This window comes from Erythrobacter sp., assembly GCF_023653175.1.
GTDB lineage: Bacteria > Pseudomonadota > Alphaproteobacteria > Sphingomonadales > Sphingomonadaceae > Erythrobacter.
The window spans coordinates 1-10,813 of the sequence record NZ_JAMNXL010000126.1; the positions used below are offsets into that span (position 1 = coordinate 1).

General features: G+C 69.5%; 11 protein-coding genes and 1 pseudogene. 3 read left to right on the plus strand and 9 right to left on the minus strand.

Translation table 11 applies throughout. The features are described 5' to 3' along the window. From NBV68_RS13475 to NBV68_RS13490, 4 genes and pseudogenes are all read right to left on the minus strand, one after another. Nucleotides 1-158, minus strand: a pseudogene (locus tag NBV68_RS13475) (RsmB/NOP family class I SAM-dependent RNA methyltransferase); the annotation flags it as partial. Nucleotides 159-167: 9 nt separating this feature from the next. Beyond that, nucleotides 168-1,622 (minus strand): IMP dehydrogenase, encoded by a 1,455-nt coding sequence (gene guaB / locus NBV68_RS13480; protein WP_296310600.1) that lies wholly within the window; start codon nt 1,620-1,622, stop codon nt 168-170. Between the two features lie 90 nt (nt 1,623-1,712). Beyond that, on the minus strand, nt 1,713-3,233 hold the full coding sequence (locus tag NBV68_RS13485; RefSeq protein ID WP_296310601.1) for a M28 family peptidase: 1,521 nt from the start codon (nt 3,231-3,233) through the stop codon (nt 1,713-1,715). After that, nucleotides 3,230-3,991, minus strand: a complete 762-nt coding sequence (locus tag NBV68_RS13490; RefSeq protein ID WP_296310616.1) for a 3-hydroxybutyrate dehydrogenase — start codon at nt 3,989-3,991, stop codon at nt 3,230-3,232. The genes NBV68_RS13485 and NBV68_RS13490 overlap by 4 nt, the downstream gene beginning before the upstream one ends. Nucleotides 3,992-4,108: 117 nt before the next feature. Here NBV68_RS13490 and NBV68_RS13495 point away from each other — a divergent pair, with 117 nt between their 5' ends. Then, a complete protein-coding gene (locus NBV68_RS13495; RefSeq protein WP_296310602.1) occupies nt 4,109-4,981 on the plus strand; it encodes a neutral zinc metallopeptidase in 873 nt (290 codons plus the stop codon). A gap of 11 nt (nt 4,982-4,992) precedes the next feature. Next, on the plus strand, nt 4,993-5,517 hold the full coding sequence (locus tag NBV68_RS13500; RefSeq protein WP_296310603.1) for a hypothetical protein: 525 nt from the start codon (nt 4,993-4,995) through the stop codon (nt 5,515-5,517). Nucleotides 5,518-5,573: 56 nt separating this feature from the next. Here NBV68_RS13500 and NBV68_RS13505 read toward each other — a convergent pair whose 3' ends face one another. Both NBV68_RS13505 and NBV68_RS13510 read right to left on the minus strand, forming a co-directional pair. Next, nucleotides 5,574-7,268 carry a M56 family metallopeptidase gene (locus tag NBV68_RS13505; protein WP_296310605.1) on the minus strand — a complete coding sequence of 565 codons (1,695 nt, stop codon included), beginning with the start codon at nt 7,266-7,268 and terminating at the stop codon, nt 5,574-5,576. Then, entirely contained in the window at nt 7,265-7,666 is a 402-nt protein-coding gene (locus NBV68_RS13510) for a BlaI/MecI/CopY family transcriptional regulator (RefSeq protein ID WP_296310606.1), read from the minus strand. The genes NBV68_RS13505 and NBV68_RS13510 overlap by 4 nt, the downstream gene beginning before the upstream one ends. Before the next feature lie 135 nt (nt 7,667-7,801). Between NBV68_RS13510 and NBV68_RS13515 the strand changes: the two genes are divergently transcribed. After that, nucleotides 7,802-9,400, plus strand: a complete 1,599-nt coding sequence (locus NBV68_RS13515; RefSeq protein ID WP_296310608.1) for an esterase-like activity of phytase family protein — start codon at nt 7,802-7,804, stop codon at nt 9,398-9,400. On the opposite strand, the gene NBV68_RS13520 is transcribed toward NBV68_RS13515, so the two are convergent. The 3 genes from NBV68_RS13520 to NBV68_RS13530 all read right to left on the minus strand — a co-directional run. Further along, entirely contained in the window at nt 9,397-9,780 is a 384-nt protein-coding gene (locus tag NBV68_RS13520) for a PaaI family thioesterase (RefSeq protein ID WP_296310610.1), read from the minus strand. The two genes, NBV68_RS13515 and NBV68_RS13520, sit on opposite strands and share 4 nt — an antisense overlap. After that, nucleotides 9,780-10,346, minus strand: a complete 567-nt coding sequence (locus NBV68_RS13525; protein ID WP_296310612.1) for a TetR-like C-terminal domain-containing protein — start codon at nt 10,344-10,346, stop codon at nt 9,780-9,782. Before NBV68_RS13525 ends, NBV68_RS13520 begins: the two co-directional genes overlap by 1 nt. Before the next feature lie 17 nt (nt 10,347-10,363). Continuing rightward, on the minus strand, nt 10,364-10,813 hold a 450-nt coding region (locus tag NBV68_RS13530), incomplete at its 5' end, for a YiiD C-terminal domain-containing protein (protein WP_296310614.1).

Consider the following 10,813-nt stretch of genomic DNA (forward strand, 5'->3'; position numbering starts at 1 on the left):
AGATCGCGCACCGCGCGCCGGTCCTTGGACCCGGCATAGCGGCGCGCGCGGAAATATTCGGCGATGATCCGGTCCGCGGGCGCACCCTTGGAGCGCGCGGAAGTTATCACGGTGTCGAGCAGCTCGATCGCCGCCTGTACTCTAGCGGCGGGTGTCATATCGAGGCCTCAGCGTGTGGGATAATTCGGTGCTTCGCGGGTGATGGCGACGTCGTGAACGTGGCTTTCGGAAAGCCCCGCATTGGTGATCCGCACGAACTTGGCGCGGTCCTGCAAATCGGTGATCGTGCGCGAGCCGGTGTAGCCCATCGCCGCCTTGATCCCGCCGACCAGCTGGTGGACGACGTCGGAGGCCGGGCCCTTGAACGGCACCTGGCCCTCGATCCCCTCGGGCACGAGCTTCATGGCGGAGACGTCCTGCTGGAAATAACGGTCGGCCGAGCCGCGCGCCATCGCGCCGACGCTGCCCATGCCGCGATAGGCCTTGTAACTGCGGCCCTGATAGAGGAACACCTCGCCCGGGCTTTCGGTGGTGCCTGCGAGCATCGAGCCGATCATCACGCTGGAAGCGCCCGCCGCGAGCGCCTTGGCGGCATCGCCCGAGGTGCGCAGGCCGCCATCGGCGATCACCGGCACGCCCGACTTCGCCGCTTCCGCCGCGCTCTCCATGATCGCGGTCAGCTGCGGCACGCCGACGCCGGCGACCACGCGGGTGGTGCAGATCGAGCCCGGGCCAATGCCGACCTTGACCGCGTCCGCCCCGGCATCGACCAGCGCGCGGGTCGCCTCGGCGGTCGCGACATTGCCGGCAACGACCTGCACCGCGTTCGAGAGCTTCTTCACCCGCTCAACCGCGCGGGCGACTTCGATGTTGTGGCCGTGGGCGGTGTCGATGACGATCACGTCGACCTCGGCATCGACCAGCGCCTCGGTGCGCGCGAAGCCTGCATCGCCCACGGTGGTCGCCGCCGCCACGCGCAACCGGCCGGTGCCGTCCTTGGTCGCGTGGGGGTAGTTCACCGCCTTCTCGATATCCTTGACCGTGATGAGGCCGATGCAGTGGAAGGCATCGTCGACCACCAGCAGCTTCTCGATCCGGCGTGCGTGGAGCAGGCGGCGCGCTTCCTCTTGGCTCGTGCCCAGTGGCACGGTGGCGAGGTTCTCCGTGGTCATCAGCTCGCGCACGGGCTGGAGCGGGTTTTCGGCAAAGCGCACGTCGCGGTTGGTGAGGATGCCGCACAGCTTGCCGCCCGCGTCGACCACCGGAATGCCGCTGATCCGGTGCAGCTGCATCAGCGCCTGCGCCTCGCCGAGCGTCGCGTCGGGCTGGATCGTGATCGGATTGACCACCATCCCGCTCTCGTAGCGCTTGACCGCGCGCACCGCGGCGCATTGCGCGTCGATGTCGAGATTGCGGTGCAGCACGCCGATCCCGCCCAACTGCGCCATGGCGATCGCCATGTCCGCCTCGGTCACGGTGTCCATCGCCGAGGACAGGACGGGGATGTTGAGGCGGATCTCGCGGGTCAGCCGGGTCGAGGTGTCGGCCATGCTCGGCAGGACGTTGCTCTCCGCCGGGCGGAGCAGCACGTCATCGAAAGTCAGACCGAGCGGGATATCCATGAGCGCCACTTTCGCTTGCAAAGGTAGAGAGGGGGTCTCCTCTGGCGGGAGATTCGTGGCGGCCCATGTAACCGCGGTTTGCCCCGAGCGCTAGGGGCGCGGCGGCGCACTTGCCGGATAGCGCGCAGGGTCGGCGATTTCGCGGATCAGGTCCTCGTGGAGCAGCAGATCATCGACCGCCCCGCCAAGCTCCATCCCTTCGGCCTCGTCGATGGGCTGGTGGTAGCGGGCGGCGATGAAGGGATCGAGGATGGCGCGGCTGCCATAAGTGCTCGACAGCAGCACTGCAGGCACGCCCGCCTGCACCAGCGCCCAGCCGTCCTGCCGCATCAGGAAGCTGTCGGCGAGGCTCTGGTCGCCGGGCGCGCGGCCGTGGCGCGCGAGCGCCGCCAGCACCGCCGCATCGAGGCCCTCGTCCTTGCCGCGCCCGACGAAGCCCACCGGGCTGCCCGCTGGAGCGACCGCCATCATGTCGAGATTGAAGGCGGCGACGATGCTGGCGAGCGGCAGCGGCGGATCCTTGACGAAGGCGCGGATGCCGAGCAGCCCGGGCTCCTCGGCGGTGGTGGCAAGGAAGTAGATGTCGCGCCCCGGTGGAGGCCCGGCCTTCAGCCGCCGCGCCAGTTCGAGCATCATCGCAATCCCGCTGGCATTGTCGGCCGCACCGTTGCAGATCCGGTCGAAAGCGCCCGGCGGGCCGCATTCGCCGAGGTGGTCCCAATGCCCCAGCACCAGCACCGCCCCCGATCCGGGCTCGCTGCCGGGGATCATGCCGATGATGTTCTGAGTGGCAAATTCGCGCCGGTCGCTGGTCGCCTCGAGACTGACCGAGAGATTGAGTTCGATCGGGGTGAAGGCGCTATCTTCGGCCTCGGCCTTCCACGCCGCCCAGCGACGCGCGCCGATCACCTCGGCGAAGGCCTTGTCGGTGATGTAGGCGGCAAGATTGTCCTGTTCCTCGCTCGCGAGCTGCAAGCGCGGGCGCTCGGCGGCGGCGCGCACCGCGGCGAGCGCCGCGCTGTCGGGGACGACGGTGAGGACGGCGGTCGCGCGCTGGCGGAACAGGGCATCGCGGCGCGTCGCATCGCGGCCCGGATCGGCGAGCATCACCGCCACCGCGCCCGCCAGCGCATCGCCGAGCACCGAGCCGTCGCCAAAGCCGACGAACACCACGGGCACGCCCGTCCCCGGCCCGCCGAAGGCCAGCGCGCGGCGGCGCGGGGTATAGACCGCGGCGTCCGCGGCCGGAACCACCACCCGCCGCCGCCCCTGGCCCAGCACCAGCTCGGCGCTATCGGGCTGGACGCCGAGCAGATCGACCGGAAGGCGCCAATAGGAGCCCGGATCATTGGTGCCCGAGACAAGGCCGACCTCGCCCATGCGCTGCTCGATCCACGCCGAGGCATCGCGCCCGCCCGGCGTGCCCGGTTTGCGTCCCGCCATGGCGTCCGAGGCAAGGTAGGCGATGTCCGCCTCCAGCCGCGCGGCGATTGCGGCGCGGTCCTCGGGCGGCACGCTCGCCGGGCGCGGGGCCGCAGGCGCGCAGGCCCCCAAAAGCTGCGGGCCAAGCAGCGCCAGCAGCAGCAACGCCAGGCCGCGCGAAAAACTCATTCGGCAGTCCAGCCCCCGTCGATCGCGTAATTCGCGCCCGTGATCCCGCGTGCGGCGGGCCCGCACAGGAACACCGCGAGCGCGGCGACATCCTCGGGCGCGATGAATTGCTTGGTCGGCTGCTTGGCGAGGAGGATGTCGTTCATCACCGCCTCGCGGGTCATCCCGCGTGCGGCCATGGTGTCGGGGATCTGGTTCTCCACCAAGGGCGTCCAGACATAGCCGGGCGAAATGCAGTTGGCGGTGATGCCGTGGGTCGCCAGCTCCAGCGCAATGGTCTTGGTGAAGCCGGCCAGCCCGTGCTTGGCAGCGACATAGGCGCTCTTGAAAGGCGAGGCGACCTGCGAATGCGCGCTCGCGGTGTTGATGATCCGTCCCCAGCCGCGCTCCTTCATTCCCGGCACGGCAAGCCGCGTGGTGTGGAAGGCGGCGGTGAGGTTGAGCGCCAGAATCGCGTCCCACTTGTCGGCCGGAAAGGCCTCGATCGCGGCAACGTGCTGCATCCCGGCATTGTTGACGAGGATATCGATGGGGCCCACCGCCTCCATCATCGCTTCGATGGCGCCTGCGTCCATCAGGTTGGCGCCATTATAGGTCGCGCCCAACTCCTTGCAGAGCGCTGAAATGGCGTCCGAATCGCCCAGCCCGTTGAGAATCACCTCGGCGCCCTCGGCCGCCAGCGCGCGTGCGACCGCAAGGCCGATCCCCGAGGTCGAGCCGGTCACCAGGGCACGCTTGTCCTTGAGCATTCGCCGCATCTCCTGCACGTTCGAGCCATTGGCTAGGTTATTTGTCGTGTGGCGCTTTTGCCGTGTGGCACGTGCCTGTCCAATAGAATTGTTGCACCCCGCGGGGGCCAAGGGGAGGAAACGCAAATGCGCTTGGGGCCATTCGACACGTCACGGATCAATGTCCGCTCGTCCGATGGCGGCGGCGGTGGGGGCGGCATGGGCCCGCGCGGGATCGGCTGCGGGACGCTGGTGATCGCGTTGATCGGCGCGGTCGTGTTCGGGCTCGATCCAATGCAGACCATCGGCGTGCTGCAGGGCGTCCAGCAGCAGTCGGCCCCCACGCAAGGCGGCGGCGGGCGCGAACTCAGCGAGCAGGAGGTCTGCACCAGCAGCGAATATGCGCAGGAGGCCTGCAACGCGCTCACCAGCCTCGATGCCACATGGGAGGCCGCGTTCCAGCGCGCGGGGATCGCCTTCGAGCAGCCGGTGCTCGATCTCTACCGCGGCGGGCAGGTGTCCACGCAGGGCTGCGGAAGCGCGAGCGCGGCGGTCGGGCCGTTCTACTGCCCGGCCGACAAGGGCATCTATATCGACACAGGCTTCTACGACACCCTTGCGCAGATGGCGGGCACCGGCGGGGATTTCGCGCGGCTCTATGTGATCGCCCATGAATATGGCCACCACATCCAGAACCTCACCGGGATCGCCGACCAGGTGCGCGCTGCCCAGCGCAGCAATCCGGCCGCCGCCAACCGCCTGCAGGTGGCGATGGAACTTCAAGCAGATTGCTATGCCGGGATGTGGGCAGGCAAGAACCGCCAGCTTATCGAGGCGGGTGATTTGGAGGAGGGTTTGAAAGCCGCAAGCGCGATCGGCGACGATACTCTCCAGCGCAATGCGGGTCAGGGGGTCAATCCCGAAAGCTTCACCCACGGCACCAGCCGCCAGCGCATGGAGGCGCTGCGACTGGGTCTGGAGGCGACCGATGATTCCGCGTGCGACGCATATTTCAGATAGGATTGAACCTGATGCACCTGCGACCCGCTCTTCTCGTTACCGCAATAGCCCTCGGTTGCAGCGCCGCTCTCGTCGCTCCCCCCCTCGCCGCGCAAGTCATGCCCGAACCCGACGCGAGGGAGGTTGCCAAGACCCCCTTGCGCGATCTCAACATCGACGCGCGCGATATCCCCGAGGTGCTCCAAGCCGCCGAGCGCGATCCCTATGCGACCGCGGGCCTTGCCAGCTGCGACGCGCTGGTGAGCGCGATTGCCGAGCTCGATATGATGCTGGGCGCGGATTACGACATTGCCGTGGATGACGGCGAGAAGCGTCTCAGCCAGGGCCGCATCGGGCAGAGCGTGGTCGGCTCGGTGATCCCGTTCCGCGGGCTGGTGCGCGAGGCAACCGGCGCGGCCGACGCGGACCGCAATCTGCGCGCCGCCTATACGGCCGGGATGGTGCGCCGGTCGTTCCTCAAGGGCTGGGGTCTGGGGCGCGGCTGTGCCTATCCGGCCCGGCCCAAGGCAGCACAGGCAGCAGCGGGCGGGAAGTAGGCACAGCGTCGCCCCCTTCCCGCCCGCGCCCGGGCTTCCCGATCAGCCCTTGACCCTCACCCTTCCTTGCCGCCGTTCCAGCGGCTGATCTGGCTGTCGAGCGTGCGCAGCAACTGCTTGCGGGTTTCCTCGGGGATGTCCTTGTCGGCGGCGATCTCGTCGCGCGCTTCGCGCAGGCCCATCACCGCCGTGGCATAGATGCGCTTCTGGCAGATGCTGACGATCTGGGTGCCCTCCTTGGTGGTGATCTCGGAGACCTCCTCGCTGCCCGGCTTGCATTCGTGCTTGACGATCACGCGCGGCTGGCGACCGGCCTCGGCGCGGGCGCTGGCGGCGCTGGCCTCGGCCTCGGCGATGATCCGCGGCAGATCGGCGAGCGCCTTGTCGGCCTCGGCGAGGCTGGCGCGCACTTCGGCGAGCATCGCCTCGCGCTCGGCCTTGTCGAGGTGCTCCATGCCCTCAAGCTCGCGGGCGAGCGCCTCGGTATCGGGCCGGCCGCGGGTGACGATCTTGACGCGGCGCTCCTTGCCTGTCGCATCGCGCCACACGCGTTCGGTGACCTGCGTGTCGCCGGGCGCGCCGGGGGCGTCGGGATCGATCAGCAGGACGGAGGGCGGCGCGGGCGGCGTCGGAGCCTCGGGCGGCTGGGGCGCTTCGGGCGGCGATGGCGGAGCGGGCGGCTCGGGTGCTTCGAAGATGCTGTCGTTCTCGCCGGCAGCATAGGTGATGCTGGCGGTCAGCGGCAGGGCCAGGAGCCCCGCGCCGAGCAGCGCGCGGCCGGCCATGCGGCGGCGGGGGGAAAGATCGGACATGGCAAGACTCCTCAGGCGGTGGATGATCGATTTCTCGCCGAGCACCGGGCAGGCCATCGGCGCGGTGAGTGCGGCGTGGTGCGCGGTGCCGGGAGCGGCGGCGAAGCGGGCGATGAGCGCGGCATAGGCGGCCTTCTCCTGCGCGCCGCGCCTGGCCATGACCCGCGCATCGCACGCCGCCTCCTGGTCGCGCCGCAGCGCGAGCCAGCCATAGCGGCCGAGCGGGTTCCACCAGTGCAGCGCGAACAAAGGCTGGACGAGGATGTTGACGAGCAGATCCCCGCCGCGGTGGTGCGCAAGCTCGTGCGCCAGTGCAAGATCGCGTCCGGTGCGGTCGTGGAGCGCAAGGAAGCCCGGCGGCAGCACGATCACCGGATCGAGCACGCCCATCGCGAGCGGCGCATTGGTGGCAGGCGTCTCGACGAGGCGCACCGGCATGCCGAAGAGGCCCCGGGTGCGGCCCAGTTCGCGGCCCTTCGCCAGCAATCCGTCGCGCAGGGAGAAATAGGCGGCAAAGCGCATGGCGAGGAAGACCGCCGCCCCGCTGAGCCACAGCGTCAGCAGCGCCTCGAGGATCGGCCAGTCGGCGAGCAGGGCGAAAAGGTCGAAACCGCCCTCGGGCGCGGGCGCAGGGGCCTCCATCGGCACCGTCAACGGAGCCGGAACCGCGCCGGTCGGCGGTGCCGCGGCGGCGGTCTGCCAAAGCGCCGGATCGGACGCCGGGGGCGCGGCAGTAAGTTCGGGCGCGGCAGGAGTCTTCGCGGGAGCCATCCACGCAGGCAGCGTCACCGGCGGTACGATCAGGCGCAGCAGCGGCAGCGCCCATAGCGCATAGGCCGCCTCGGGGCCGAAATGCCGCGAAACAGGGCGGCGCAGCACCAGCACCGCAGCGATCAGCACGCCGGTCCACACCAGCGTATGAATCAGCATGTCGGTCATGCCCGCAGCTCCTTCAGCAGCGCCTCGATCTCGTCGAGATCATTGGCGGTGAGGGCCTCGCTTTCCGCCAGATGCGCGACCAGCGAGGCGGCGCTGCCGCCGAACAGGCGATCGACCAACCGTCGGCTCTCGCCCCCGACATAGTCCTCGCGCGCGATCAGCGGCGAATAGAGGAAGCGGCGGCCATCGGGCTCGGCCGCGACCGCGCCCTTCTGGACGAGGCGCGAGAGCAGGGTCTTGACCGTGGCAAGGCTCCAGCCGCGCGCCGCGCAGACATCCTCGCACACCTCGGCAGCGGTCTGGCGCGGGCGATCCCACAGCACTTCCATCACGGCGTGTTCGGCATCGGTGATGCGTTCGCCGGTTCTGGCCTCGTTGCTGTCTTCTGACGTCGTCACGGGGCGTCTCCCTCGCTCTTGTGATTACACCTGTAGTCACGGCGATTACAGATGTAAACCTTGCGCACGGATGAACAGGGGTGCTCCCGCCTTGCGCTTCGTCGAAGCGGCGATACACCCGGACGAATGACATGGATGCCCAATCTCATCTTAAGGCGCCTCGCCCTTGCCGCCCTCGCCCTGATCGCTGCGCCGCTGTCAGCACAGGCCGACGACGCCTTCCTGCCCGAGACTGCGCCTACCGACCTCGGCGCGGCCGAGGTGGGCGTGCTCACCTTCCGCGGCGGGGTCGAGATCTTCCCCGACAAGGCGGAGATCGGCGGCATTTCCAGCCTCGAATGGCACGACGGGACGCTCTTCGCGGTCACCGATGACGGGCGCTGGGTGGAGCTGACGCCCGAGGATGTCGGCGAGCGGCTGGTCGATGTCTCGCAGGTGCGCCTCGGCCCGCTCACCGATCCCAAGGGCGCAAAGCTCAGCGCCAAAGAGCGCGGCGATGCCGAGGCCGTCACCCGCCTTGCCTCGGGCGAATGGCTGGTTGCCTTCGAACGCGAGCATCGCATCTGGCGCTATGCCGATCTCGCCCGCCCCGCGACCGGCACCGAGACGCGGGCTGCGGGTCTTGTCGCAGGGGCCGCGCCCAATGCCGGGATCGAGACCCTTGCAGCATGGCCCGGCGGCCTGCTGGCCTGCGGCGAATGGGTCGATCCGGCCCGATCCAATTGCCTGCGCATCACCGATGCGGGCGCTGCGCCGCTTGCGCTGGCCGCGCCTGAAGGGATCGCCGAATTCGGCGGCGTGCCCACCGATGCCGCCTGCGCCAAGGACGGCACCTGCTTCGTGCTGCTGCGCAGCTTGACCCCCGCCGACAACCAGAACCGTGCCGCGGTGGTGCAGATCGACCCCGACGGCACGCCCCGCACGCTGGCGGTGCTCGCCCCGCCGCTGACGCTCGACAATTTCGAGGGCCTCGCCTTGCGCGAGGAGCAGGGGCGGCGGTTTCTCTATCTCGCCTCGGACGACAATTTCAGCAATTGCCAGAGCGCCGCGCGCAGTGGCTGCCAGCGCACCCTGCTGATGAAGTTCGAGATCGCGCCCCCGCGCGACGGCCCCGTCCCGCCCCCGCCCGGCCCGGAGGAACTGGCCGCGCTGCCCACCGCGCGCCCGGCGGTGCGCCCCTTCCCCGGTGCCGCCCATGTCGATGTCGTGCTCCAGACCGAGCTCGGCCCCGTCACCATCGCCTTGGAGACCGAGCGCGCGCCGGTCACCGCGGGCAATTTCCTGCGCTATGTCGACGAGAAGCGGCTGGATGGCACCACCTTCTACCGCGCGATGGATCTGGACGGCGAGCGCAAGCCCTCGGGCCTTGTCCAGGGCGGCACCCGCGGGGACCCCAAGCGCGTGCGCCCCAAGATCGCCTTCGAATCCACCGCCGCGACCGGCCTCACCCATGCCCATGGCGCGCTGTCGATGGCGATGGCCGCGCCCGGCGATGCCGACGGGGACTTCTTCATCATGGTCGAGGACCAGAAGGGCTTCGACGCCGATCCGGCCGCAACCGATCCGGCGTGGCAAGCGGGCTATGCGGCCTTCGGCTATGTCACAGGCGGCATGGAGATCATCGCGCAGGTCCTCGCCGCCCCACGTGATCCGGAGGCTGGCGAAGGGGTGATGAAGGGGCAGATGCTGAAGCCGGAGATCAGGATCATCTCGGCGCGGCGGGTGGTGCCCTAGAGCACCAAATGCGTCTGGATCACCACCGCGACCGGCTTGCCATCGGCAGTTGCGATCGTGGTCTGCCACACCGACATGCGCCGCCCGGTCTTGAGCGGAACGCTGCGGCCCTTGACCGTGCTGCCGACCGGCGCGGCTCCGAGGAAATTGGTCTTGCTCTCGATGGTGGTGGTGCCCTTAGCGCCCTCGGGCAGGCAGGCGACCGCGCCCACTGCGCCCAGCGCATCGGCGAAGGCCATGATCGCCCCGCCATGCATGATGCTCCCTGCGGTGCACAGATCCTCGCGTACGGTGATCGTGCCCTCGACCGCTTGGGCCGAGGCGGCAGTCACCTGAACGCCCATGAGCTTCGAGAAGGGCATGGCATCGGCTGGGTTCATCACTTTTTCTCCTGTGGCGGGGCGAGGCCCGCGATGTGCAGCACCTCGTCTACGAAAGCCGCGTCGCTGCGCATCCGCAGCATCCCGGCGCGCTGGAGCCCGATCGCGCCGTGGGCGAGCATCCACACCCGCATCACCTTACGCCGCCGCGTCTCCTCGTCCGCGCCTGGCGTCGCGAGCGCATCGAGCGCAGCCGCAATCACCCGGTCGACCGCCGCGCGCAGCGGGGGATGCGCGTTGATCTGGTCATGGTGCCGCCCCATCATCACCGCGTAGAGCCCCGGCTGCGCGAGCGCGAAGCCGATATAGGCGGCCATGAAGCCGGCCGGATCGGGCGCGGGCGCAAGCGCGTCGGCTAGCCGCGCAAAGCCGCGTGCCGCGAGCGCGGCGAGCAGCGCATCCCGGTCGGCGAAGTGGTTGTAGAGCGCCCGGTGCGCCACCCCCAGCCGCTCCGCAAGCAAGCGAAGCGAGAAGCTCGCCGAGGGATCCTCGACCACCAGACCCTCCGCCGCATCGAGCGCGGCTGCGGCAAGGTCGCCGTGGTGATAGGCCGCACGCCGGGTCATCCTCGCCGCTTAGGCAATCACGCCGCCTGCGCCAAGGCCGAGACGTGCCAGTCGACACTCATCTGCGCGACCTCGCGCCCCGCCTCGTCCTCCATCCGGATCTTGACCGGAAAGCGCACCTTGCCCTCGGCGTCGAGCACCGCGAACAGCGCGGCCCTGTCGCCATCGACCAAGGCGTGCGCGGTGATCGCCCCCTTGGCGGGTCTGACAAAGGCGATGGTCGAGCTCGCCGCGACCGGGCGCAGGGCGGCGAGGCGTTCCAGGAACATCCCCGCCATCGCCGCACCCGAGGCCGCTTCGGCGAGCGTGAACAGCGCGCCGGCGTGCATCGTGGCGATGTGGTTGGAGGTGTTGTGGCTCTGCTCGAGCGTGGCCTTGGCGGTGCCCTCCCCGATCTCGCCGAGCGCCACGCCGACGTATGAGGCAAAGGGGACAACGGCGGAAAGCTGGGCCCTGAGGGCGTCGAA

Coding starts and splice junctions, on each gene's coding strand:
- guaB (WP_296310600.1), bottom strand. CDS start 1,622: ATGGATATCCCGCTCGGTCTGACTTTCGATGACGTGCTGCTCCGCCCG.
- NBV68_RS13485 (WP_296310601.1), bottom strand. CDS start 3,233: ATGAGTTTTTCGCGCGGCCTGGCGTTGCTGCTGCTGGCGCTGCTTGGC.
- NBV68_RS13490 (WP_296310616.1), bottom strand. CDS start 3,991: ATGCGGCGAATGCTCAAGGACAAGCGTGCCCTGGTGACCGGCTCGACC.
- NBV68_RS13495 (WP_296310602.1), top strand. CDS start 4,109: ATGCGCTTGGGGCCATTCGACACGTCACGGATCAATGTCCGCTCGTCC.
- NBV68_RS13500 (WP_296310603.1), top strand. CDS start 4,993: ATGCACCTGCGACCCGCTCTTCTCGTTACCGCAATAGCCCTCGGTTGC.
- NBV68_RS13505 (WP_296310605.1), bottom strand. CDS start 7,268: ATGACCGACATGCTGATTCATACGCTGGTGTGGACCGGCGTGCTGATC.
- NBV68_RS13515 (WP_296310608.1), top strand. CDS start 7,802: ATGCCCAATCTCATCTTAAGGCGCCTCGCCCTTGCCGCCCTCGCCCTG.
- NBV68_RS13520 (WP_296310610.1), bottom strand. CDS start 9,780: ATGAACCCAGCCGATGCCATGCCCTTCTCGAAGCTCATGGGCGTTCAG.
- NBV68_RS13525 (WP_296310612.1), bottom strand. CDS start 10,346: ATGACCCGGCGTGCGGCCTATCACCACGGCGACCTTGCCGCAGCCGCG.